This window comes from Martinezella multihospitum (assembly GCF_900094585.1).
GTDB lineage: Bacteria > Pseudomonadota > Alphaproteobacteria > Rhizobiales > Rhizobiaceae > Rhizobium > Rhizobium multihospitium.
In genome coordinates this window covers 268,392-293,228 of record NZ_FMAG01000003.1, presented here as the reverse complement: position 1 = coordinate 293,228, position 24,837 = coordinate 268,392, and the positions used below count along the sequence as shown (strand labels likewise).

Genomic DNA, 24,837 nt, shown 5'->3' with positions numbered 1-24,837 from the left:
CGCTTCTTGTCTTAAAAGGTGACAATTTTATTCATGATTATAGGGGCCGGATATATTGACAATAATACTCATGTTTTTTATGCGGCAGAAAGAAGGCGGAATATTTCCGTCCGTTAACAAGATAACCTAGCCAGCCCCTTGCCTGCTTTCGACGCAGCAACCAGCCAGCCCGGTGAAGCAATTCGAAAGGAATGGTTATGGTTGTCCGGCGCTCACGCTCGGCCCTCTTGGCATGCACTGCGTTTCTGGCTCTCGGGCTGGCGACGACATCTTTTGCGCAGACCGCAGCTCAAAATGATGGGGCGGGGAAGGGCGATCGTGTTACCGACCTGAAACCGATCGTCGTGAAGGGCAAAGGCAAGGCGAACAAGGATGTGCTTGCCGACTCTCCGACCGCCAGCGAGACGACGGCCAAGGACATCGACGAGAAGCAGATCACGCGCATCGAGGATCTCGGCCGTAGCACCGAGGTCGGCGTCGGTTTCAACCGCGCCAGCGGCGGCGTCAACATTCGCGGTCTCGGTGATGACCGTGTCCTGACCTCGATCGACGGCATCAAGATTCCGTTTCTTCTCGATACTTCGCGCGGGTCCAACGGCGGCGCCAACAGCTTCGATTTCAACGCGCTCTCCAGCATCGACGTCGTTCGCGGCGCTGATTCCAGCCGTGGCGGCTCAAGCGCTCTCGGCGGAGCCTTCGTGCTGCGTACGCTGGAACCGGAGGACCTGATCACCCCCGGCTCCACCTGGGGCGGCGTTTTCAAATTCGGTTATAACGGCGATGACCGTAGCGTCGGCGGTTCGGCGGCTGTTGCCAAGCGCATCGACAATACAGCCGTCCTCTTTGAAGGCGGTTATACGCATGGCCATGAGCTCGAGAACAAAGGCGATGTCGGTGGCTATTCGACCAAGCGCACCGAGGCGAATCCGGCCGACTACAATCAGAGAAGCGGCCTTTTCAAGATCCGCCAATACACCGATGTCGGTACCTTCGGCATCACGGCAGAGCACTACAACAAGGACAAAGATACCGATCTGATGACCCTGCAGAGCCCGACCGGAAACTTCCGGCCCGGCAACTATAACGGCACAGACAATATCGAGCGCAATCGCCTTTCTCTCGATTACAAATATGAAGCCGAGAGCGCCGATTCGCTGCTCGATACCGCCAACGCCGTATTCTACTGGCAGAATCTCGTGCGTGAAACCGGCACTGCAGGTTATCGCTACACCTCCGTCATCGGAGACTATTCGCGCCTCAATGATTTGAAAGACCGCAGCATCGGCTTTAACGGCAATGCGTCGAAGTCGTTCGACACCGGAAGCCTGCATCACACCGTTACCTTCGGTCTCGACACTTCCTTCGATAAAATTACTCAGTATTCCTCGGGTAAAGACAGCTGCAGCAACCCGCGTTGGCGCGCGACTTGCGCGTTCCTACATACCAACCAGTCCGACATGCCCGATGTCGATGGCAAGCGCGTTGGTGCTTTCGTCAATGACAAGATTGAGCTCGGTTCCAGCAACGTCTCGCTCACTCCGGGTCTGCGTTTCGACTGGTATGACTACTCGCCGAAAAACACGACTGCCTATCGCGACAGCGCCAACTACAAGGGGCTGCCACCCGGCCAGTCGGATACTCGCTTCTCGCCGAGCCTGCGCGCTTCCTATGAGCCGCAACAGAATGTCGAGATCTACGCCCAGTGGGCGATGGCTTTCCGTGCGCCTAATGCCAACGAACTCTACGTCAACTATGGCGTTCCCGGCGGTTATGTCACCTACGGCAATCCCAGCTTGAAGCCGGAAACCAGCAACGGCATCGAAATCGGCACCAACCTCGGCGACGACGATTTCGGCGGCCATATCGGCGCGTTCTATAACAAGTACAAGAACTTCATCGACACGCTGAACTACCGTGATCCCACAGGCACCTATCCGCTCGGGATCACCGAATACTTCAACCGCACCAATGTCCGCATGTTCGGCGTCGAAGTGAACGCGCACAAGAAGTTCGACAACGGCATCCATGTCAAGGGCGCGCTTGCCTATGTGAACGGCAAGGATTCCGACACCGATCAGTGGATCAACTCCGTCGCTCCGGCCAAGGCCGCCTTTACCGTCGGCTATGCGACGGATGTCTGGGGAACGGACCTGACCTTCATCACCGCGGCTCGCGAGGCGAAGAAGACGGGCGACACGCTGCAGACTCCTGCCTACGGCGTCTTCGATCTGACCGCCTGGTGGGAACCGGAGCAGGTGAAGGGGCTCAGCATCCGCGGTGGCGTCTATAACATCTTCAACAAGACCTACTACGACGCGCTCAATGCGCCGTCCTATAGCGGCACATTGACCCAGCCTGCTTCCTTCTATTCCGAGCCCGGCCGGACCTTCAAGCTGACGCTGACGCAGCGGTTCTAAGCAGTTAGATCAATGCAGCAAACTTGGGCGATGCTTCGGCATCGCCTTTTTTATATCGATAAATAAACCTCCACCTACGGTGGAGGACTGGACGAGTTCTACACGGTAGTTGAGAGACCTCCTGCTTGAACCGCTGGCGTGGCCCAGACATCGAACAAGGAGGTTTTATGGATGAGCAGACGCTCTCGCATGCGACGTGGGACTGCAAGTATCACATTGTTTTTGGCAGCAAATACCGCGCGAAAAGACTCTACGGGGACGTACGGCGTGAGTTGGGAGAACTCTTACGTCGGCTGGCACAGCAGAAAGGCTGTCAGATCGAGGAGGGGCATTTGATGCCTGACCATGTGCATATGTTGATCTCGATCCCGCCCAAATACTCGGTTGCGCATATTGTCGGCTTTTTGAAGGGCAAGACAGCCCTTTACGTCGCGAACAAATATGCGCGCAAACGCCGCTACAAAGGGTATCACTTTTGGGCACGCGGGTATTTCGTCTCGACGACGGGCTACGATGAGCAGGTCGTCAGACAATATATCCGTCATCAGGAAAAGGCCGACAAAGCTTCCGACTTTGCCGACCTCTTCAATCGTAGCTACTAAGCGCTAACAATACCGCTTCTAGCGGTTCAAGCGCAGCGTTTCAAACCTCCACCTCTGGTGGAGGTCATGACTTTGCTCTCCTGCGTGGCATCCGACGGCTTGCGCAATTGTAAATCGCAACGTTCGGTGCTATTCGAGCGACACAGTCTTTAAGCCGTCGAGAGAAAAGAGAGGAGGACCATATGACCAAGATAGTCTGGCATATTCGCCAGTTCGGTCCGACTCGTGCCCTGCAGATGCGTTTGCAGGGCTGATCAGAGGCTGTTCCTCACTCATTCCTTCTGGTCTGCCCTTTGGGCGACGTGAGCCTGCGCATCCGTGCGGCTGCGTCATGACATGTTTTCGAGCATTGGCCTGCTTGTGGCCATAGACATCGGCGTAGCGCGGCAAAAGGAGCCGCCGGCGGTGTCTTGAAATGTTCGATCGAGACCGGAAAAGACCATGACTCTGATCAATCTCCGCAATCTGGGCGTCACCATGAGTGCGCCGCTGTTTTCCAACCTCAATTTTACCATCGATGTCAGCGACCGCGTCGGTATCATTGCCGCGAATGGGCGTGGCAAGACCACGTTGCTCAACTGCCTGGCCGGCAGGCTGGAGCCGACGACGGGCGAGATCACCCGCGCCCGAGGCTTGCGTGTCGGCTATGTCGAGCAGAATGTGCCGGCGAGCCTGCTTGATGTTTCCTTCTACGAGGCCGTTCTGCGCGCTTTGCCGAAGGAACAGGTGGGGAGCGAAAGCTGGCGCGTCGACGTCACGCTTGATTCCCTCGATGTCCCGGCGGCGATGCGGCAAAGGACGCTTGCTCAGCTCAGCGGCGGCTGGCAGCGGCTTGCCATGCTCGCCCGCGTCTGGGTCACGGAGCCCGACGTGCTGCTGCTTGACGAGCCGACCAACCATCTCGATCTCGCCAAAATCGCGCTGCTGGAGGATTGGCTAAATGCGTTGCCGCGCGATGTGCCCGTCATCATCGCCAGCCACGACCGCGCCTTCCTCGATGCCGTTTGTAACCGGACGCTTTTCCTGCGCCAGGACCAGCCGCAGGCCTACGCGCTGGCCTATAGCCGGGCGCGGGCGGCGCTGGATGAGGTCGATGCCTCGGACGAACGCCGTTATCAGAAGGAGATGAAGACGGCGCAGCAGCTGCGCAAGCAGGCGGCCAAGCTCCACAATATCGGCGTCAATTCCGGCAGCGACCTGCTGACGGTCAAGACAAAGCAACTGAAGGCGCGAGCCGAAAAGCTGGAGGATAGTGCGAAACCGGGCTACCGCGAGCGCTCTTCCGGTTCGATCAAGCTCGCCAATCGCGGCATCCACGCCAAGGTGCTGCTGACGCTGGAGGATGCTTTGGTGACGACGCCTGATGGTACATTACTGTTCAAGACGGGCCAGCAGTGGATTTGCCAGGGTGATCGTATCGTGCTGCTCGGGCAGAACGGCGCCGGCAAGACGCGCTTCGTCGAGATGATCCGCAAGGCCATCGCCGATCCGTCGAATGGCGGAGCGATCAAGCCGACGCCATCGCTGGTGCTCGGTTATAGCGATCAGGCGCTGTCCAATCTCGGCCAAAAGGACACGCCGCTCGGCATGATCACCCGCCTGTTCGAGCTCGGCGAGCAGCGCGCCCGCACGCTGCTGGTTGGTGTCGGCATCAATATCGACATGCAGGGCAAGGAGATCGGCCGCCTGTCCGGTGGGCAGAAGGCACGGCTTGCCATGCTGGCGCTGCGGCTGACCAATCCCAACTTCTATCTGCTCGACGAGCCGACCAACCATCTGGATATCGACGGCCAGGAGGCGCTGGAGGGCGAGCTGACGGCAAACGAGGCGAGCTGCCTCCTCGTCTCGCACGATCGCAGTTTCGTGCGATCGGTCGGCAATCGATTCTGGCTGATTGATCGGAAGCGATTGGTCGAAGTTGATGGGCCGGAGGAGTTCTTCGAAGCGGCGAGAGCGCAGGAATAAGAGATGGGCGCGACGAGCGCGAAGGTTAATCTCGCCCCCGGCGGGCGAGAAAGCAAAAACTTAGGCTTAGATGAGGGCTTGCCTTCGTCTAAGTCTTGGTTTTTGCAAGAGAGGGGGTAGGCGGGAGGGCAATATGCTGTGATCTGCTCGCACCGGAAACAGACCCCCGCTCTTGCAATTTCAATGGCTTAGAAATTGCGCTAAGCTTTTGAACATGCTGAACCTCCGATGCCGCAATTCCTAAACCAATGAAATTGCTTTCTCGCCCGCCAAGGGCGAGATCGGCTCCTCGCCCCGCCGCCTACGAACTTTCCTGCCATCTTCCGCTTGCGCATCGCAACATCTCACGCTAACAATTCCCGCCATGAACACGTCCTTGAACAACATTGCAGTTTGGTGGTGGGCACGCTAAGGCGGCCTCGACCAATCGTGTTCAAAGACGACGAGTGAGCCGCCCGAGATTTCGAGGCGGCTTTTTTGTTATATTGGCCGCCTGTCATCCGGGCCTGACAACGGAGTGAGGAACAATGGTAACGATCCTTCGGGATGATGGTGCGGAAATCTACGAGACGAAGGGTGGGATCACCGTCACCCGACAACGACGCTCGACACCCTACGCGGATGCCGTCTCGTCCTATATCGACAAGCTCGACGAGCGCCGCGGCGCGGTCTTCTCGTCGAACTACGAATATCCGGGTCGCTATACGCGCTGGGATACTGCCGTCGTCGATCCGCCGCTCGGTCTTTCCTGCAATGGCCGCAATGTCTGGATCGAAGCCTATAACGAACGCGGCGAAGTCATTCTCGGCTTCATCGCGGAGAAGCTGAAGACGGTCTCGGAGGTTGTTCTCGGCGCCTCAACGTCGCGCCGGCTCGATCTCACGGTGAAGACGCCGGATCGGGTCTTCACCGAGGAAGAGCGCTCGAAGATGCCGACGGTCTTCACCGTGCTGCGAGCCGTCACCGAGCTGTTCTATTCCCAGGCCGATGCGAGCATCGGCTTCTACGGCGCCTTCGGCTACGATCTGGCCTTCCAGTTCGACGCCATCAACCTGAAGCTCGAGCGTCCCAGCGATCAGCGCGACATGGTGCTTTATCTGCCGGACGAGATTCTGGTGGTCGATAATTATTCCGCCAAGGCCTGGATCGATCGTTACGATTTTGCCAAGGACGGCGTATCGACGGAAGGCAAGTCCGGCGAGATCGCGCCCGAACCGTTCCATCACACCGACGCCATCCCGCCGAAGAGCGATCATCGCCCTGGGGAATATGCCGAGCTGGTGGTGAAAGCGAAGGAAAGCTTCCGCAAGGGCGACCTCTTCGAAGTGGTGCCCGGCCAGAAGTTCATGGAGCGCTGCGACAGCAAGCCCTCCGACATTTCCAAGCGGCTGAAGGCGATCAACCCGTCGCCCTATTCCTTCTTCATCAATCTCGGCAATCAGGAATATCTGATCGGCGCATCGCCCGAGATGTTCGTGCGCGTATCCGGCCGCCGCATCGAGACCTGCCCGATTTCGGGCACGATCAAGCGCGGCGACGATCCGATCGCCGACAGCGAGCAGATCCTGAAGCTCCTGAACTCGAAGAAGGACGAATCGGAGCTGACCATGTGCTCCGACGTCGACCGCAACGACAAGAGCCGCGTCTGCGAGCCGGGCTCGGTCAAGGTCATCGGGCGTCGCCAGATCGAGATGTATTCGCGCCTGATCCATACGGTCGACCATATCGAGGGCCGCCTGCGCGACGATATGGATGCTTTCGATGGTTTCCTCAGCCACGCCTGGGCCGTCACCGTCACGGGCGCGCCGAAGCTCTGGGCTATGCGCTTCATCGAGAGCCACGAGAAGAGCCCGCGCGCATGGTATGGCGGCGCGATCGGTATGGTCGGCTTTAATGGCGACATGAATACCGGCCTGACGCTGCGCACCGTCCGTATCAAGGACGGCATCGCCGAGGTGCGGGCCGGCGCGACGCTGCTCAACGACTCGATCCCTGAGGAAGAAGAAGCCGAAACCGAACTGAAGGCCTCCGCCATGCTTTCCGCCATCCGTGATGCCAAGACCGGCAATTCCGGCAAACAGCAACGCGACGTCGCTTCCGTCGGCAAGGGCGTGAAGATCCTGCTTGTCGACCATGAGGACAGCTTCGTCCACACGCTGGCCAACTACTTCCGTCAGACGGGCGCAACGGTTTCGACCGTACGCACGCCGGTGCCGGAAGAGGTCTTCGACCGGCTCGATCCGGATCTCGTCGTGCTGTCGCCGGGTCCCGGCAATCCGAAGGATTTCGATTGCAAGGCCACCATCAAGAAGGCGAGGGCGCGCAACCTGCCGATCTTCGGTGTATGCCTGGGCTTGCAGGCGCTGGCCGAAGCCTATGGCGGCGAGCTGCGGCATCTGGCGATCCCGATGCACGGCAAGCCCTCACGCATCCGCGTGCTGGAACCCGGACTGGTCTTCTCAGGCCTTGGCCGTGAAGTGACGGTCGGCCGCTATCACTCCATCTTTGCCGATCCGTCGAGCCTGCCGCGCGATTTCATGATCACGGCCGAGAGCGAAGACGGCACGATCATGGGTATCGAGCATGTGAAGGAGCCGATTGCGGCCGTGCAGTTCCACCCGGAATCGATCATGACGCTTGGTGGCGATGCCGGAATGCGGATGATCGAGAATGTCGTGGCGCATCTGGCGCGGCGGGCGAAGACGAAAGCCGCCTGAGGCGAGAGTTCATAGCTCCAGAGTTTGGATACCTCATGCACCCGGAAAAGTGCATGAGGTATTTTTATGCCTTGAAAGAGCCGACAAACTGCAGAAGACATTCGATGTCGGTGGGGGCGTCGATCGGTGATTCTACGAATATTCAAGGGCATTTTCGTCGTTGTGCTTGCCCTAGTGGCGCTTGTCGTACTCGGCATCGTTGTACCGCGGCCGCTATGGCATAGCGAGCCGACCGAAAAAGCCGAGCGCCTGCAGCATGTTATCATGCTCAGCAATCCCATCCACACGGATATTGCCATTCCCGTCGATGGCGATCTTTTGAGCCGTTTCGCTTTCCTGCGGACCGCCGGGCTCGACCTTGATAATCCGAATCTGCGCTATCTCGTCTTCGGTTGGGGTGGCCGCAGCTTCTATATCGAGACGAAGACATGGGCCGATTTGAAGATGGGGCCAGTCCTGAAAAGCTTCACGCTGGATCGTTCCGTCATTCACGCGGAACTGGCGGGCGATATTCCGCTGGATGCTCCAGCCGTCACTGTGATCGGCATCGACGCTGATGGATTGGAGCGGCTCAAGCGATTCATTCTCGATAGTTTCGAGCAAGCTGCTGGTGGCGGGCCGGTGCCGTTGCTTGGCAGCAATTATGGACCGAATGATGCGTTTTTCGAAGCGCGTGGCTATTTCAACGCCTTGATGGGATGCAACACCTGGACTGCCGCAGCACTCAGGCAGGCGGGCTTGACTTCCGGCCTCTGGACGTCGCTGCCGTGGATGCTGCGATTGTCCCTGCGCCTGCACAATGAGGACGAGCGTTTCGTGGTAAGTCAAGCTCCGCCTTGAGGCTGTTTGACTTGCCGCAGGTTGTATCCTAGTCTTCGCCCGTTCCTGTGGGGCACATCGGCATTGGGCCGAAAGGGCTAGGCCCGCCCGCTGATATCACTCAGCAGCAGGAGTCTGCCCATGCCAACCCTCGATACCTATCGTAAACAAGCCAAGCTTTTAATGCGCTGGCATCGTGAGCGCGACTATTCCATTGGCGGTAGAGTGCGATCGCTCGACCGCTTCCAGGCACTGACGGATCGCGAGATCCTGGCGATGAAATTCCCTTTGGCGCTGGCGCAGGAGATCGTTGCGGTCGAGGCCGGGCACAAGAGCTGGGCCGAGTTGAAGATCGCGACGACGGATGCGCCAAAAATGCAGCCAGCGCCAGCCGAGCCTCCGGTTTTCAAGAGCATCATTCCCATCCTTTTCGTTCGGGATGTGACAGCGAGCGCGGCCTTCTTCAGGGAGAAGCTGGGTTTCTCAGAGGATTTCCTGCATGGCTCGCCGCCGTTCTATGGCGCGGTGTCGCGCGACGGCATCTGGATTCACTTACGGCTCGTCTATGAGCCCTATTTTGCTGCGGCGGCGGCAAAGGAGGGGTCGCTCATTCTCGCCTCTATCGAGGTTTCGAATGTCCAGGGATTGTTCGAGGAGTTCAAGGCCCGTGGCGCAGAGTTCGCGCAGCCGCTGATGAAGCAAGCCTGGGGCGGTACCGATTTTCATGTGCGAGACCCGGATGGCAACGTGATCTCGTTTGTCACGTTCAGATCGTAACTCTTTGATCCATCGAGGGTTGCCGAGGAGCGGCGACCCTCACATGTCCTCGCAACCCTGCCAGCCTTCTTCGAAGACGAGTTTGTCGAGCGGCAGGCGATCGCGCCATCCCTTCACGGCGAGTTCCGGCATGTCATAGAGTTCGTCGACATAACCGACACAGAGCCATGCGACGATCTTCACATGCTCGGGTATGCCGAGGATCACCTTGATGGCATCCTCGTGGAAGATGCTGACCCAGCCGACGCCGACGCCCTCGGCCCTTGCCGCAAGCCAGAGATTTTGCACAGCGCAGACGGTCGAGTAGACATCGGTATCCGGATTGTGCGTGCGGCCGAGCACGACCGGGCCGCCGCGCTTGGTGTCGCAGGTGATGCAGATGCTGAGCGGCGCCTTGCGAATGCCTTCCAGTTTCAGCCGCTGATACTGTGCGCGGCGATCGCCTTCGAACATCGCGCAGGCTTCCTCATTGGCCTGATGGAATGCCTGCCACACGCGCTCACGCGTCTCGCTCTGGCGGATCAGGATGAAGTTCCATGGCTGCATGAAGCCGACCGACGGCGCTGAATGAGCAGCCTCGAGCAAGCGCCGGACGAGATCGTCGGGAAGGGGATCGGGCCGGAACTGGTCGCGCACGTCGCGCCGGGTCCCGATAGCGCGGTAGACGGCACTGCGCTCCACCTCCGAAAATGCGCCGGCTGCGACCAGATGATCCGACACACCTGCGGGGGCGTCGGCGATGGAAGGTGTAGCATCGGCAGTCTTTTCAGGAGCGGGCATGTTCAACCATGATTTTCATTAGGAGGCTGCGGCGCATCGGCCGGTATCGCCGACCCTTGCACGTCAGGCTGAAGCACAGCTTAGTGCTGGATGGCAAGCCAAACTACCAGCACGATTTTCCACAGGCGAGCGCATTATCGGCCTCCAATTGTCGCGGAACGGCGGTTTGGGAAAAGTCTTCCTCTTGTTCCGCAAACGAACTGTCCGGACGGCGTTTCCATCGATCCGCGTATCGGTAACGAATTGTCGTGTGAAAAGGGCGGCCGCCTTTGACAAACGCGAAGTCCTGGCCCATATGAAGCGTCAATGAACCGCCTGCGCGAAAATTCGCGCGGGCGGTTTTGCATTTCAACGGCGCCTTTTTTGCAATTCATTCGCATAAGCATGGCGCGAGACACTGGAGAAGGGCATGAGTGCTCAAGGAAACGATACGATCAGGCGGCTCGCCCTTTGGGGCATTCCGCTGTCGCTCGGCGTCATGGGGCTGAAGATGCTGGCCTGGTGGCTGACGGGCTCTGTTGCGCTTCTGTCCGATGGACTTGAATCGCTCGTCAATGTCGTTGCCGCCTTCATCGCCTTTTTCGTCATCCGTTATGCCCAGAAGCCGGCCGATCACGATCATCCTTTCGGTCATCACAAGGCGGAATATCTCTCCGCCGTTACCGAAGGGGTGATGATCGTCGTTGCCGCTTTGATGATCGTGCAGGAGGCGGTCGGACATCTCGGCAATCCGCAGCCCATGCAGGCGCCGGTACTTGGTCTCGCCATCAACTTTGTCGCCGGCGTCATCAACGGCGTGTGGGCCTTGACGCTGATCCGGGCTGGACGGGCACATCGCTCACCGGCTTTGACGGCGGACGGCCAGCATATCATGTCGGATGTCTATACTTCCATCGGCGTGCTCATCGGCCTGTTGCTGGCGCTCGGCACCGGCCATCCGATCTTCGACCCCGTGCTTGCCATTCTCGTCGCCATCAACATCCTCTATCAAGGCTGGAAGGTCATCTCCGCTTCGATCGACGGACTTATGGATAAGGCCGTGCTTCCGGAAGAGGAGGCCGTCATCAAGGATGCGATCGCGGGGAATGCCGAGGGCTCGCTTGGCGTGCATGATCTGAAAACGCGCAGGGCCGGGGCCGTGACCTTCGTCGATTTCCACATGGTCGTGCCGGCCGCCATGCCGGTGCGTGAAGCGCATCGCATCTGCGACCGCCTTGAAGATGCCATACGGGCGATCCATGCGGGCGCCGAAATAACCATTCATGTGGAGCCGGAGGGCGAGAAGGCCCATGGTATCCGCGTCAAAGTGATCAAGGAGACCTGAGATGCCAAAGACCGATGTGTCCGGCCTGTCGATGCTCGGCAACCAGACGGAAACCGCCAGCAATCCGGAAGAGGCCGTTCTGGAGAAGGTGCCATCAGGCCATGCCGGCACCGATTATGTTGTGCGCTTCACAGCGCCCGAATTCACCTCGCTCTGCCCGATGACGGGGCAGCCGGATTTCGCCCATATCGTCATCGACTACATTCCGAACGAATGGCTGGTCGAATCGAAGTCGTTGAAGCTCTTCCTGCATTCCTTCCGCAATCACGGCGCGTTCCACGAGGATTGCTCGATCTATATCGCCAAGCGCCTGGTGGACCTCTTGCAGCCGAAATGGCTGCGGATCGGCGCCTACTGGTATCCGCGCGGTGGCATTCCGATCGACGTTTTCTGGCAGACTGGCAAGCCGCCGGAAGGCGTGTGGCTGCCGGATCAGGGCGTTCAACCCTATCGCGGCCGAGGCTGAACAAAAAAGCCGCCATCCGGAGATGGCGGCTTTTTTGTTAGACTGGCATCGGCTTTGGCTCAGGCAAACGAGCTGTCGTCGCTGTTGTCAGCCGAATCGTCATAGTCGTCGTCCTGAGCGTCTTGCGCAGCGTCCTGGGCGTAATCGGTCGCGCTCTGGTCGCTATTATCGTCATTGCCGAAATAGTTGTTGTTGATGATCGTTTCCTGCACCGGCTGTTCGGCTGCATTGGCCGCCGTGCCCCCGAAGAGGCCACTACCGGCATTGCCGCCGAAGAGGCCGCCGCCAGTGCCGCCCAGATGCGGGCTGAAGAGGCTGGAAAGCGATTCCGCCAACATCACGCCGCCGGCGACGCCGGCTGCCGTGCCAAGCGCACCACGCAGAAAGCTGCCGCCTGCCGAAGGAGCTGATGCCTGCTGGCTCCACGGGCCGGACGGCTGCGGTTGCGGCTGGCCGGCCCAGGGGCCGGGTTGAGGCGCATTGCGGGCGTAGTCGTCATAAAGGCGGCCCTGTTGCTGCGGATTGCCGCCTTGCGGCGAGGCCGCGCGCTGTTGCTGGCCGCCGCCAAAGAGGGAACCGATCCCACCGAGGAAACCGCCGCTCTGGCCCTGCTGGTGATTGTCTGCGCCCTGCTGCTCGAGCTCGTGCACACGGGCTTCGAGCTGCTGGATGCGATCGGCCGCAGCCTTCATGCCCTGTTCCTGCATGATGACGGCCTGCGCCAGGAAATAGGGCGCATAGGGCTGGTCGCGGACCGACTGGTTGATGAAGGCCTCCGCATCGGCATCGCGCTGGGTATTGGATGCACCGCGCACGCGATCGAAGAGAGAGGCGAGCAATTGACGTTCTTCTGGCGACATGATGGCCTCCTTGGCTATCTGTGCTGCAAATTCGGGGCGCGATCTCTAACCGCGCTGACCTGACGTAGGATCAAATCTCGGCTTTTCAAAGCCATTCAAGTTACATTTCGGTAATCCGCAACCATAACACCATGTTGTCAGTCGCTATTCCCGCCTTGTCTTTTTCCGGCATTGTTTTACGCATTGAGTCGCACTATGTGCGGTGAACGACGCATCATGCTGGAGAGTTGAATGAACGACGAAGACGAACAGGAAGACAAGAAGACCGAGCAGCCCCTGGGCAAGGACGCGGAGGCGAATCTTTTCAAGTCGCGTTCGATCTTCATCTATGGCGGCATCACGCAGGAACTGGCGCAGAAGGTCTGCTCGCAGCTTGTAGCGCTTTCCGCCGCCAGCGACGATGATATCCGCATCTATGTGAACTCGCCCGGCGGCCACGTCGAGTCAGGCGATTCCATTCACGACATGATCAAGTTCATCAAGCCGAAGGTCTGGATGATCGGTACGGGATGGGTCGCCTCCGCCGGAGCGCTGATCTACGTCTCCGCTCCCAAGGAGCGCCGTATTTGCCTGCCGAACACGCGCTTCCTGCTGCACCAACCGTCCGGTGGCACGCGCGGCATGGCCTCCGACATCGAGATCCAGGCACGCGAAATCATCAAGATGAACGAGCGCCTGAACAAGATCTTCTCGGAAGCCACCGGCCAGCCGATCGAAAAGATCGCCAAGGACACGGACCGCGACTACTGGCTCTCTGCCGAGGAAGCCAAGTCGTATGGCCTGGTCTCGCGCATCGTGACCTCGCAGGCGGAAATCTGATCTAGAGCCTTTTCGCTTTTCTTCGAATCGCGAAAAGGCTCTACCTCTTTGTATTCGCGCAATTCCGGACGGAAAACCGCTGCGCGCTTTTCCTGGAATTGCTCTAGCGGGTTTTTCCGATTGAATTGAGCGCCCTCGCTTGCCGGAAGGCTGGCGGGGGCGTTTTGCGCTGGATCGGCTTTGATCGAAAGTCAAAAGCTGGCGGCAGAAATCTCCGCCGCCAGCCTTCGCCACTCGGGAGGTTGCAACGTTTCCGGGAGCGGCGAACTCGAAAGCGTGAGTTACGGGCCGAGTGCGCCCCCTATATGGTAATTTCCACCGGTGTTCCGTCCGGCATGGTGATGACGGCCTCATAGAAGCCGTCGCCTGTGGTGCGGGGCGCAGATTTCAGGCAATCATCCGCCTTGCATCGCTCGGCCAACGCATCGACGGCAGCTTTGCTGCCGAGCGATATCGCAATGTGATCCCAACCGATGCGTTCGTCATGGGGATTGGGAAGGAGCCAGTCGCCGGTCATCAGTTCGATCTGGTTGCCGCTTTCAGGCAAAGAAATGAAGCGGGAGATGAAGCCCTTTCGGCGCTGGCTTCGATAGGGTTCGCCGACGGTCGCGCCGAAATAGGTCCTCCAGAAATCGACGGCGGCATCGAGATCATGCGTCCATAGAGCGGTATGAGCGATCTGCATCTGTCTCTCCCTGTTCCTGATTGCGGGGCTCCTGGTTGCGGGTCACGATGCCGGCGCAGAGCGGTGCGACGCAAAGCAACAGCGCGAGCATCCAGAAGGCTCCGGGCAGGCCGATGTGATCTGCGACGAAGCCGACGCCGGCGGGGCCGACCAGTACGCCGGCATATCCGGTCATGGTGATGGCCGCGACCGCCAGGCCTGCCGGCATGACCGTTTGCGAACCGCCCTTGCGGAAGAGCACTGGCACGATGTTGGAGGCGCCGAGCCCGATCAGCAGGAAGCCGACCATTGCAAGGATCGCGATCGGGCTGACGAGGAGGACGGCAAAGCCGGCGACCGCGATCACGCCGCCCCATAGCATGACTGCCTTGTCTCCGACCCTTGCGGTGATGGCATCGCCGCTCAGCCGGCCGACTGTCATCGCAATGGCAAAGAGCATATAGCCGAGGCCGCCATGGCTCGTATCGACCCGACCTTGCGTTGTCAGCAGCAGGGCGCTCCAGTCGAGGATGGCGCCTTCGACGAGAAAAGTGATGGCCGCAAGAGCCGCCAGCAGCAGCACGAAGCCGCGGGGCACGACGAAGAGCGGCGCGTCCTCCGATTGGACCGTTCGAAGCAGCCGCGGCCACGCGATGATCATGGCGACGACCATCACGGCCGAGCTTAGAAGCGTGGCAAAGAGCGGACCGGCCTTGACGGATAGAAGCAGGGTGACGAGCAGGGAACCTATGAAGCCGCCTATGCTGAACAGGGCATGGAAGCCGGACATCAAAGGCCGATCCGCGCCTTTCTCCACTTCGACGGCGTGGATGTTCATGGCAACGTCGAGCGATCCGAGACAGGCACCGAAAGCAGCCAGCGCAAGGCCGAGGGTGAATGGCGTGCTGGCTACCGCCAGCATCGGCAAAATAAGCGCAAGACCGAGACCGCCCGCGATGATGATCGGCTTGCTGCCATATCGCGCGCTCAACATGCCGGTCGCAAGCATTGCCGCCACCGAGCCCAGGCCGAGGCACAGCAGCAGCATGCCCAGCACGCCGTCATCGACGCCGAGACGAGCCTTGGCGAAGGGGACGAGAGGAGCCCAGCAGGCGAGGGCGAAGCCTCCAACCAGAAAGGCAAGTCGTGTCGCCAGCCGGGTTTCCGGCCGATCCGTGGATTGCATTGTCATTCCTTGTCTTTCGAAATCAGGAGGGAGAGGTGATGTCGCTGGCCTTTACGAGCGAGAAGCCGGCGTCGGCGGCCGCCTTTTCGTCAGTGGCAGGCAGATCATCCTCGACAACAAGCCAATCGATATCGTCGCCGCCGCCGATGCGATGCGGCGCGCGCTCATGAAATTTCTCCGAGGTAATCAGTGCGATGCGTGCTGCGCTTCTCTTGAGCAGCGTCCGTTTGAAAATCGCATCTGCATGTTCGTACACGCTGATGCCGTTTCTTGCCGAAACGGCGCAGACGCCCAGGAAACAACGGTCGATGTTCATGGCTTCGATGGCTGCGACGGCAGATGCATCGACACTGCCGCCGACGACGGGATCGACCGCACCACCGATCAGGACGAGCGGTATGTCGCCGCGTTTCATGACGGCGCTGGCGATATCGATGGAATTTGTCGCGATCGTCACATCCAGGTCCTTCGGCAGAAGATCGACCATTGCGAGATTGGTGCTGCCGCTGTCGATAAACAGGAATTCGCCCGGCTCGATCATTGCGACGGCCGCCCTGGCCAGAGCTCTCTTGCGGCCGGATTCCTGCCCGACGCGCGCCGCCATGGGCTGTGATGGTGTCAACAGCGGGAGCGCGCCACCGTAGACGCGGCGGCATTTGCCCTCTGCGGCCAGCGCCCGCAGATCACGACGCACAGCATCTTCGGACACGTTGAACTCGGCCGCCAACGATGCAGCCACGATCTGCCGCCCTTCTGCAAGCCGCGCTTCGATGACGTCCCGGCGGGACAATGGGAGTGAATTGCTCATAAATTTGCAATAACGTGCATGAACAAGAGAGTCAATGTGCACGTTTATACACGATATGACTCGGCGACGACATATTCCGCGAGCGATTTGCTGAATGACACTGTCATTTTGCGCGAAAACAGCACTTGCACGCCCGATGCTTGTGATGCTCCATGCGCGTTCAGTCGATCTTCGCGCCCCAGAGTCTCCATCGCCATGCTCAAAGATTTTTCCGTTCAAAGCCTGTTCATGGGGTGCCTCACGGCCTTCGTCGGCTTTGCCAGTTCCTTCGCCGTCGTCTTTCATGGCCTGCAGGCGGTGGGCGCCTCGGATGCGCAGGCGGCGTCCGGTCTGACGGCGCTTTCGGTTGCGATGGGCCTCTGCGCGATCGTGCTCAGCATGGTCACGAGACTGCCGATCAGCATCGCCTGGTCGACGCCGGGAGCCGCACTGCTGGCGAGCGCAGGAGCGATCGAGGGTGGCTTTCCAGTTGCTATCGGTGCGTTCTTCATCTGTGGCATATTGATCGTCATTGCCGGGCTCTTTCGGCCTTTCGGTCGTGCCGTTGCCTCCATCCCGGCGCCGCTCGCCAATGCCATGCTCGCCGGCGTGCTGATCGGCCTCTGCTTTGCACCGGTGAAGGCGATCGCCTTCAATCCTGCCTTCGGTCTCCCGATCATCCTTGCCTGGATCGTCGTCGGTGCGTTCAAGCGGCTATGGGCGGTGCCGGCGGCACTTGCGGCCTTTGCCCTGGTGCTGGCCTTCGGCGTGAAGATACCGGATGGCGCCTTCGCCTCGCTCGAGCATTCGCTGCTGCCGACGGTCGAATTCGTGAAGCCGGTTTTCACGCTTGCCGGCATCGTGTCCATTGCGTTGCCGTTGTTCATCGTCACGATGGCGTCGCAGAACATTCCCGGCATCGCGGTGCTGAAAGTGCATGATTACGATCCGAAGCCGGGTCCGCTGTTTGCCGTGACCGGCGTCTTCTCGCTGCTTGCTGTTCCCTTTGGCGGCCATGCCGTCAATCTTGCGGCGATCACCGCGGCGATGTGTGCAGGGCAGGATGCCCATGCCGATCCCGGGCGGCGCTATTGGGCGGCGATCATTGCCGGTATCGGCTATGTGATCCTCGGATTGCTGGCGAGTGCCGTCACGGCTTTCGTGGCGCTCGCGCCGCCGATCCTGATCGAGGCGGTTGCCGGTCTGGCGCTGGTCGGTGCGCTCTCCAATTCCGCACTGAATGCCTTCCAGCGGCCGGAATCACGCGAGGCGGCCGCCATCACCTTTCTCGTGACGGCATCGGGCGTTTCCTTCGGCGGCATTTCCGGCGCCTTCTGGGGGCTGATCGCCGGCGGGTTGATGATGGCGCTGTCGCGCGGCGTGCAAATGCTGAAGAAGTGAGCAGGGGGGTTGCTTCTTCCGTATCCGGCAGCTATAAGCGCGGCCATGAAGCTGACTGGCGCAAAGATTTCCGAACAGATTGCACGTGGGCGCGTTGCCCTGCGTGACAATACGCGCGCCCTTACTTCGCTTCTCCTCCTCGGCCTTACGCGCGGTTGCCGGGTCCTTTGAGGAGCGCCCGGCGGCCGAAAAGCCCGCTGGCCATCGCTCCTCGCGACTTACCCTAAAATCGACAGCTTACCCGCAAAGGGTCCGCATTTATCATCGCCAAGCCGCATCCGATCGGCTAAGACGCGGGATAAAATGACGGGAAAGGAAGAGACGAGACCATGGACGCGAACAGCCATTCCCCCAAAGGCATGCCCGAAGCGACGGTGAAATACCGCGCCTATCCCCAGATCAACATTCCCGACCGGACCTGGCCGTCCAAGATCATCACCAAGGCGCCGATCTGGTGTTCGGTGGACTTGCGCGACGGCAATCAGGCGCTTGTCGACCCGATGGGCCACGATCGCAAGGCGCGGATGTTCCAGCTGTTGCTGGACATGGGCTTCAAGGAAATCGAGATTGGTTTCCCCTCGGCCTCGCAGACCGACTTCGACTTTGCCCGCTGGTGCATCGAACAGGGCAATGTGCCCGCCGATGTGTCGCTGCAGGTTCTGGTGCAGTGCCGTCCAGAATTGATCACGCGCACCTTCGAAGCTTTGGAAGGCGCCAACAAGCCGATCGTGCATTTCTACAATTCCACCAGCGAATTGCAGCGCCGCGTAGTGTTTGCCAAGGATGTGCAGGGCATCAAGCAGATTGCCGTCGACGCGGCGAAGATGATCAGCGACATGGCGGCCAAGGCTGGCGGCGGCTATCGCTTCGAATATTCGCCGGAAAGCTTCACCGGTACCGAGTTGGATGTGGCGCTGGAAATCTGCAACGCCGTCATCGACGTCATGAAGCCGACGCCTGACAACAAGCTGATCATCAACCTGCCATCCACCGTCGAAATGGCGACGCCGAACATCTATGCCGACCAGATCGAATGGATGTGCCGCAATCTCGACAACCGCGAAAATCTGATCATTTCGCTGCACCCGCACAATGACCGCGGCACCGGCATTGCGGCCGCCGAGCTGGCCCTGATGGCCGGCGCCGACCGCGTCGAAGGCACCCTGTTCGGCAATGGCGAACGTACCGGCAATGTCGATGTCGTCACCATGGCGTTGAACATGTTCACCCAGGGCGTCGATCCGGAACTGGATTGCTCCAACATCGAGCGCATGAAGGAAGTCTTCGAATATTCCAACCAGATGGCGATCGGCGAGCGTCACCCTTACGTTGGCGAACTGGTCTACACCGCCTTCTCGGGCTCGCACCAGGATGCGATCAACAAGGGCATGAAGGCCGCCAAGGTCGCCAATGATCCGGTCTGGGAAGTGCCTTATCTGCCGATCGACCCGCAGGATGTCGGCCGCACCTATGAGGCGATCATCCGCATCAACTCGCAGTCGGGCAAGGGCGGCATCGCCTATATCATGCAGCAGGACTACGGCTTGAACCTGCCGCGCAATCTCCAGGTGGAATATCGCGAAGAGATCCAGCGCATCACCGACGAGGAAGGCAAGGAATTGCCGTCCAAGCGCATCTACGAGCATTTCATCGAGCATTATGTGACGCAGCCGGACGCGCGCATCCGCTTCGTCGATCACCACACCTTCGCCGACCCCGAGCACAAGGGTCAGCGCATCGTCGCTGCCGAGATCACAGACAAGGGCGAAGTGAAGCGCATCGAAGGCCGCGGCAACGGCCCGATCGACGGCTTCATCAACGCGCTCTCGATCTATCTCGGCATTCCGATGTCCGTCGAGGATTATTCCGAGCATTCGCTCCAGCACGGCTCGAACGCTTCGGCGATCTCCTATGTCGAGGTCTCGTATCCGGGCGGCAAGCTCTTCGGTGCCGGCATCAACACCAATATCGTCGCTGCGTCTCTCGAGGCGATCGTATCGGCGGCAAACCGCGTACTCGCTATCAAGGCGGCCTAAGGCGCCGGCTTGGTTGCAGCTTTGATTTGAAAAGCCCCCTCGATTGTCGAGGGGGCTTTTTATTGCGCGTCAGTCGGCAGCCGGCTCGTCGCCTTCGATGAAGCCGCCGGATTGGTGCGACCACAGCGTTGCGTAGATGCCGTTTTGGGCGATCAGCTCCGCATGCGTGCCATCCTCGACGATGCGGCCGTGGTCGAGCACGACGATGCGGTCCATGCGTGCGATGGTCGACAGGCGATGGGCGATGGCGATCACGGTCTTGTCTTCCATGGTGCCGTAAAGCGTATCCTGGATTTCGGCTTCGACTTCCGAATCGAGGGCAGAGGTTGCCTCGTCCAGCACCAGGATCGGGGCGTCCTTGAGGATGGCGCGGGCGATCGCCACGCGCTGCCGCTGACCTCCGGAGAGCTGAACGCCGCGTTCGCCGGCATGCGCGTCGAAGCCGGTGCGCCCCTCTTGATCCTGAAGCTTTGAGATGAAGACGCTTGCGGCAGCCTTCTCGGCTGCATCGAGAATCGCTTCCTCCGAGAAGCGGGGATTGCCATGGGCGATGTTCTCGCGAATGGAGCGGTGAAGAAGCGATGCCTCCTGGCCGACCACGGCAATCTGCCGGCGCAGACTATCCTGCGTCACATGCCGGATATCCTGCCCGTCGATTTCGATAATGCCTGCCTCCGGATCGAAGAAGCGCAGCAGCAGGTTGACCAGGGTCGATTTGCCGGTGCCGGAGCGACCGACAAGGCCGACCTTTTGGCCGGCCGTAATTCGAAGGGAAATGCCGTCCAGGCCGCCATTTCCCTTGCCGTAGTGGTGCGCGACCTGCCGGAAGATGATCTCGCCCTTCGTGACGGCAAGCGGCTTGGCGTCCGGCGCATCGGTAATGGCAAGCGGCTGCGAGACGGTCAACAGTGATTGCCGCATGGCGCCGAGATGGGCAAAGAGCGAGGAAACGGCATCCAGCATCCATTCGGCCATGCCGGTTATGCGGAAGCTCAAGGCGAGCGATGCCGCGATCAGCCCCAGCGGCGCGCCGCCGGACTGCCAGAGGACGACCGCATAGCCGACGAGTGTGACGATGAGAAAGCTACCGAGGAACAGCATGCTCGAATTGACCAGCACTTCGAGCCTCTGCACCCGCACGAACGTTTCGCGCGTTTGAGAGAAGCGACGATGGGCCTCTCTGTCTTCCGCCTTTGCATCGGCAAAAAGCTTGATGAGGTCGATATTGGCATAGCTGTCCACCAGCATGCCCGTCAGTTCGGCATAGGCTCCCTGATATTGCGCAGAGGCTTTCTGCAGGCGAGGGATGACATAGGTCATCAGGCCGAGATAGCAGAGGAGCCAGACCGCCAGAGGCCAGATGAGGCGCGCGTCGATCGAGGCCATCAGCCAGAGCGAGCCAGCCACATAGATCGTGACAAAGGAGAGCGTGTGCAGGACCTGATAGGCCGCACCCGTTGCTGCCGTGCCTATGTCGCGCACCTGGCTGGCGATACGGCCGGAAAAGTCCTGGCGGAACCAGCCGACCGATTGCCGAAGGACATGGCGGTGAGCCCGCCAACGGAACAGCGTTTCGGCATTCGGCCGGAATGCGATGTCATCCAGGCTTTCGCGGAGATAGCCGGCAAGAGGCCGTCCGATCAGGACGAGGGCGGCCGCGGCGAGCAGGCCAAACCCTTCGGATAGCCAGAAATCCTCCCGTCGGGCGGCGGCGAGATTGTCCACCAGCCGGCTGGAATAGCCGATGAGCCAGATCTCGATGATGGCGCCGATCACCGTCAAGCCGAGGCTGATTGCCATGACTGTCCGAAACGGGCGAAGGTTGGTTAGGAGATAGCGCCAGGCCTTGGGTGACGGTTGCGGCTCGTCACGATCCTGAAATGGATCGACAAGCTCCTCGAAGCGACGAAACATGAGTGCCCTCCACGGGCGAAAGATAGCAATCTGATGGTCGGGCCGATAAAGCAGCCCTTCACGGCACTGCTTTTCAGCGGTGGTTTCCTGTGCCGTGACTTTTCATCAGAATGCTCTCCTCATTGGTCGCTACAACCTCTATAGCGTGTATCGGCGCCGATGTCAGCAGCAATTGTATCATGATCGTTCGGACATAAGGGGGGCGAGCGTCGTCCGTGCTTACACGGCTCGCGTCGAAGTCGTCCGAGGATATGTGCTTCAATGGTGGATTTTGCTCAGGCTTTGCCCTTGGCAAGCTCTTCGCGCTGCTTCGTCAGGCGCTCGAGCTCTTCTTCCTGTTCGGCAATCCGCTCCGACGTCCGCTCTTCGTCGGCGGCGCCGGAAAAGGCTGCTGCCTGCTCGATCAGTTCACGAAGATTTTCCCTTATCGCCGCGATACGCCTGTCGATTTCAGGAATGGTCAGCAGAACGTCGGACATGTCGAAACTCCAGCAAGAATATCGGGCTCATGCGGTTATCGCCGCCTATTATCCATCGGTCGGCTGGTAGCCGCAAGCCACAAAGCGGATGGGATATCAATCAGATTTCCGAGGATACCCGGTTGGCGATCTGATCGAGCATCGCATCCGAGGAGGGGCCGACGATCGCATAGGTCGTGCCGTTGCGGTGCCAGGATACGATGCTGATATCGTCCTTGATGGTTTCGCTGAAATCGTCGTCGGCCACGCCGTCCGTCTTGGTAAAGCAGATGGCGACGACATCGCCGTCGAGGTTCTTGTAGATCAGCTGGCCGACAGGCTTGCCGCCGGCGACGAACATGCGCGCGCCCTGGAAGACCAGACCATCGGCAGCAAGGTCCGGAAAGTTGAATTTGACGCCGACCGTGCTCGTCAGCCATTTGGCGATCTCGTCCAGCTGGCTTGCCTGCAGCTCGACCATATGCTGCGGCTGACGCGAATAGATGCGGTGATAGGCGGCAATATCATCCAGCCAGTTGCGTGTCGCAACCTGTGTCGGGATCGGCGAGGGATTTGCCGGGACGTCAGCGGGCTGCATGCCGAAAAGATAACCGATACCGCCGCCGACGGCGAACAGGATGAGAGCTGCGGCCAGCGATTGCTTGCCCGTGGGCGCCAGCTTCAACGATTGCCGGGTGAGGCGTGGAGAGGGATCCCGGGTCTTTGGAGGCTGGGCGCTCTTGATCGAACGAACGAGCGCCAGCGGCACCGGCTCCTTCAAAACCTCGTCAAAAGCCTTGCGGCCGACATCGGAGCCATGCTTCAGCTCATCGAAAATACGTCGAGCGTTCGGATCCGAGGCGATGAGCTTTTCCAGCTCTTCTTTTTCTTCGCGGCTCGTCTCGCCATCCATGAAGGCGGACAAGCGGACTTCGAGCGGCGTTTTCTTCATGTCTTGCAATGCTTAAAACCTTCGAGGCGAGCGACTATGACCCTGGGAGGCAAGGTAAAGGCGTGCGCTGGAGAGCCTTGACATCACTGCCGACAAAGGGATGCCGAGGACGTCGGCGGCTTGCTTGTAGCTGTGCCCTTCGACGTCGACCAGCAGGAAGACACTGGCAAGTCCTTCTGGCAAAGATGTGACGAGACGATGCGCTTCGCCGGCTTCTACAAGATTTAAATGGGTGCCGGATATCGGCTCGCCCTGTTCCAGTGCACTGCCCTTTGCGGCGGGGCGCAGCTTGTGGCGCCGTGCCTCATCGACCCATTGATGCCGGGCCATCGTATAGAGCCAGCTTTCCAGCTTGCCGCCGCTGTTCCAGAGATGGAACTTGGCGATGCTGCGCTGACAGACGTTTTGGACGAGCTCGTCCGCCTCTGCCAAATCGCCGGTCAGTGTCACAGCAAAGCGGCGAAGCTTCGGAAGAAGGCCGACCAGATCGCGTCTGATATCAGTGGCTGCTACCGGCGTTGGCATGATCGTTCCAGGAAGGCGTTGGAGGTTGTTACATCGACAATTTGCTTCTGCAATGGACGGCCTTCCCCGTAAGAAAGGTGATGCGAGCGGAATGATCGTCCTGTGTTGGTATGAACCATTTCTGTGCCGTTTCGCAAGTCTTCAAAAGCACCCGCGCGTTTGACTGTCATTCTTACCGCGGTGATCCCACAATGTGCCGGCCGGTACTGTCCCGGCGCAGGCCCGAGCCTTCCAAGAAGCAGCAACCCCGCCGGATACAGGCTCTGAAAGCTGGCATGCGATGCTCCTTGTCGCGAGCTCAAAATCCGTTCCGTATCTCGGGATTCCAACGGTTCGATTGTAGCTCCGTATCTTAGAAAACGCTATCGAAACGATGCGGGCGACGACGCTAAAAGGCTCACCATGTCGCCAGAATATCGAAGCCTTCGGAGTCGACGCCCCTGCCATTGTCGCTGAGGCTATAACGTTCCGCCTTCAGCTCCCAGGCGCCCGGTCGGCCGGCGATGGTGAAGAGATTATAGGCAGCGCGCGGCTTCAATCCGCCGACCCCTTGCGATGCGGAGGCGATCCCGACGACCGGAACCGGACCCATGTGGCCGCGCAGCCAATGCAAGGTGTTGAGGTGTGTATGGCCATGCAGGACAAGTTCGGCGCCGCCGGTCGAGATGACTGCTGCAAAACGGCGAATGCCGATCATCCGCTTGTAGAAACTGGTTGCACCGCGAATCGGTGGGTGATGGATCATGACGACGCGGAAGAGCCCGGCATCTCCGGCTGCGCGCAGGATGTTCACCGTCTCGCGCGCCTGGCGTGAGGAGTAGAAGCCGCTTGCGGCAAAGGGTGGAGTGGCGACGGCTGTGGAGCATCCCACAAGCGCGACCTGTCCGCGGATGCGCAGATAGGGGAAAATGCGCTTGTCCTCCTGCCATTCGGCGGGAGCATTGTCGCCACGGACATAGGGATACCAGGAGCGCATGGCCTTTTCGTAGGCGCCGGGCACATAGGCATCGTGATTGCCGGGAACGACTGATGTGTGGAGAGGATTGCCGACCGTCCTCAGCCACTCAGCCGCAGTCTGGATCTCCATGCCGCTCGCAAGGTTGACGAGATCGCCGGTTACGGCCAGATGATCGGCCTGTCTCGCCTTGATGTCGTCAAGAAGCAGGTCGAGCGTATCGCCAAAAAGATGCTTGCGCCGGTTCCGGTGCCAGTTCACAAATCCGGTAATGCGTTTGGAGGCGAGTTCTCTGATCGAAAGACGTGGCAGCGGACCAAGGTGAACATCGGAAATATGCGCGAGCTTGAACATGGGATGAGACATAGCCCACTCTATTGTCAAAACAAATACATCCCCAATCCGATTGCAGA

Annotated in this window: 21 protein-coding genes; 11 read left to right on the top strand and 10 right to left on the bottom strand. The window is 59.8% G+C overall.

All coding sequences use genetic code 11. The features are described 5' to 3' along the window. The first annotated feature begins 197 nt into the window (after nt 1-197). From GA0061103_RS13010 to GA0061103_RS12985, 6 genes are all read left to right on the top strand, one after another. Nucleotides 198-2,417, top strand: coding sequence for a TonB-dependent hemoglobin/transferrin/lactoferrin family receptor (locus GA0061103_RS13010; protein WP_092711756.1), 2,220 nt, complete (start codon nt 198-200; stop codon nt 2,415-2,417). A 167-nt stretch (nt 2,418-2,584) separates the two neighbouring features. After that, the gene (tnpA, locus tag GA0061103_RS13005; protein WP_092711754.1) at nt 2,585-3,019 is read left to right on the top strand and encodes an IS200/IS605 family transposase; all 435 of its coding nucleotides are present in this window, start codon (nt 2,585-2,587) and stop codon (nt 3,017-3,019) included. 441 nt (nt 3,020-3,460) lie between these two features. Then, nucleotides 3,461-4,984, top strand: coding sequence for an ABC-F family ATP-binding cassette domain-containing protein (locus GA0061103_RS13000; RefSeq protein ID WP_092711752.1), 1,524 nt, complete (start codon nt 3,461-3,463; stop codon nt 4,982-4,984). 527 nt (nt 4,985-5,511) lie between these two features. Further along, nucleotides 5,512-7,701: an anthranilate synthase gene (locus GA0061103_RS12995; protein WP_092711750.1), complete on the top strand. Its 2,190-nt coding sequence runs from the start codon at nt 5,512-5,514 to the stop codon at nt 7,699-7,701. A gap of 126 nt (nt 7,702-7,827) precedes the next feature. Beyond that, on the top strand, nt 7,828-8,541 hold the full coding sequence (locus GA0061103_RS12990; RefSeq protein WP_342587967.1) for a TIGR02117 family protein: 714 nt from the start codon (nt 7,828-7,830) through the stop codon (nt 8,539-8,541). Nucleotides 8,542-8,661: 120 nt separating this feature from the next. Beyond that, nucleotides 8,662-9,297, top strand: coding sequence for a glyoxalase superfamily protein (locus tag GA0061103_RS12985; RefSeq protein ID WP_092711748.1), 636 nt, complete (start codon nt 8,662-8,664; stop codon nt 9,295-9,297). A 39-nt stretch (nt 9,298-9,336) separates the two neighbouring features. On the opposite strand, the gene bluB is transcribed toward GA0061103_RS12985, so the two are convergent. Then, nucleotides 9,337-10,077: a 5,6-dimethylbenzimidazole synthase gene (gene bluB / locus GA0061103_RS12980; RefSeq protein WP_245304745.1), complete on the bottom strand. Its 741-nt coding sequence runs from the start codon at nt 10,075-10,077 to the stop codon at nt 9,337-9,339. A 409-nt stretch (nt 10,078-10,486) separates the two neighbouring features. Between bluB and GA0061103_RS12975 the strand changes: the two genes are divergently transcribed. After that, nucleotides 10,487-11,401 (top strand): cation diffusion facilitator family transporter, encoded by a 915-nt coding sequence (locus GA0061103_RS12975; RefSeq protein WP_092711746.1) that lies wholly within the window; start codon nt 10,487-10,489, stop codon nt 11,399-11,401. Nucleotide 11,402: 1 nt separating this feature from the next. Then, on the top strand, nt 11,403-11,867 hold the full coding sequence (gene queF, locus GA0061103_RS12970; protein WP_015340658.1) for a preQ(1) synthase: 465 nt from the start codon (nt 11,403-11,405) through the stop codon (nt 11,865-11,867). Nucleotides 11,868-11,926: 59 nt separating this feature from the next. On the opposite strand, the gene GA0061103_RS12965 is transcribed toward queF, so the two are convergent. Continuing rightward, nucleotides 11,927-12,727: a DUF2076 domain-containing protein gene (locus tag GA0061103_RS12965; protein WP_092711744.1), complete on the bottom strand. Its 801-nt coding sequence runs from the start codon at nt 12,725-12,727 to the stop codon at nt 11,927-11,929. A gap of 231 nt (nt 12,728-12,958) precedes the next feature. On the opposite strand from GA0061103_RS12965, the gene GA0061103_RS12960 reads away from it, so the two are divergent. Then, nucleotides 12,959-13,546 carry an ATP-dependent Clp protease proteolytic subunit gene (locus tag GA0061103_RS12960; RefSeq protein ID WP_092711742.1) on the top strand — a complete coding sequence of 196 codons (588 nt, stop codon included), beginning with the start codon at nt 12,959-12,961 and terminating at the stop codon, nt 13,544-13,546. 301 nt (nt 13,547-13,847) lie between these two features. On the opposite strand, the gene GA0061103_RS12955 is transcribed toward GA0061103_RS12960, so the two are convergent. Genes GA0061103_RS12955 through GA0061103_RS12945 form a run of 3 tightly spaced genes read right to left on the bottom strand, consistent with a single transcriptional unit; the run spans nt 13,848 to nt 16,204 of the window. Further along, nucleotides 13,848-14,231: a VOC family protein gene (locus GA0061103_RS12955; RefSeq protein ID WP_092711740.1), complete on the bottom strand. Its 384-nt coding sequence runs from the start codon at nt 14,229-14,231 to the stop codon at nt 13,848-13,850. After that, nucleotides 14,197-15,396, bottom strand: a complete 1,200-nt coding sequence (locus tag GA0061103_RS12950; protein ID WP_092711738.1) for an MFS transporter — start codon at nt 15,394-15,396, stop codon at nt 14,197-14,199. The genes GA0061103_RS12955 and GA0061103_RS12950 overlap by 35 nt, the downstream gene beginning before the upstream one ends. A gap of 22 nt (nt 15,397-15,418) precedes the next feature. Continuing rightward, a complete protein-coding gene (locus GA0061103_RS12945) occupies nt 15,419-16,204 on the bottom strand; it encodes a DeoR/GlpR family DNA-binding transcription regulator (RefSeq protein ID WP_092711736.1) in 786 nt (261 codons plus the stop codon). Between the two features lie 195 nt (nt 16,205-16,399). Here GA0061103_RS12945 and GA0061103_RS12940 point away from each other — a divergent pair, with 195 nt between their 5' ends. Then, on the top strand, nt 16,400-17,584 hold the full coding sequence (locus tag GA0061103_RS12940; protein ID WP_092711734.1) for a benzoate/H(+) symporter BenE family transporter: 1,185 nt from the start codon (nt 16,400-16,402) through the stop codon (nt 17,582-17,584). Between the two features lie 329 nt (nt 17,585-17,913). Continuing rightward, nucleotides 17,914-19,620 (top strand): 2-isopropylmalate synthase, encoded by a 1,707-nt coding sequence (leuA, locus tag GA0061103_RS12935; protein WP_092711732.1) that lies wholly within the window; start codon nt 17,914-17,916, stop codon nt 19,618-19,620. A gap of 69 nt (nt 19,621-19,689) precedes the next feature. Here leuA and GA0061103_RS12930 read toward each other — a convergent pair whose 3' ends face one another. From GA0061103_RS12930 to GA0061103_RS12905, 5 genes are all read right to left on the bottom strand, one after another. Then, on the bottom strand, nt 19,690-21,534 hold the full coding sequence (locus tag GA0061103_RS12930) for an ABC transporter ATP-binding protein (RefSeq protein WP_092711730.1): 1,845 nt from the start codon (nt 21,532-21,534) through the stop codon (nt 19,690-19,692). Nucleotides 21,535-21,809: 275 nt separating this feature from the next. After that, nucleotides 21,810-22,013 (bottom strand): hypothetical protein, encoded by a 204-nt coding sequence (locus GA0061103_RS12920; RefSeq protein ID WP_092711726.1) that lies wholly within the window; start codon nt 22,011-22,013, stop codon nt 21,810-21,812. Nucleotides 22,014-22,113: 100 nt separating this feature from the next. Beyond that, a complete protein-coding gene (locus GA0061103_RS12915; RefSeq protein ID WP_208603514.1) occupies nt 22,114-22,953 on the bottom strand; it encodes an anti-sigma factor family protein in 840 nt (279 codons plus the stop codon). Between the two features lie 3 nt (nt 22,954-22,956). Continuing rightward, on the bottom strand, nt 22,957-23,469 hold the full coding sequence (locus GA0061103_RS12910) for an RNA polymerase sigma factor (RefSeq protein ID WP_092711722.1): 513 nt from the start codon (nt 23,467-23,469) through the stop codon (nt 22,957-22,959). 397 nt (nt 23,470-23,866) lie between these two features. Further along, a complete protein-coding gene (locus tag GA0061103_RS12905) occupies nt 23,867-24,808 on the bottom strand; it encodes a metallophosphoesterase family protein (protein WP_092711720.1) in 942 nt (313 codons plus the stop codon). Nucleotides 24,809-24,837 lie beyond the last annotated feature (29 nt).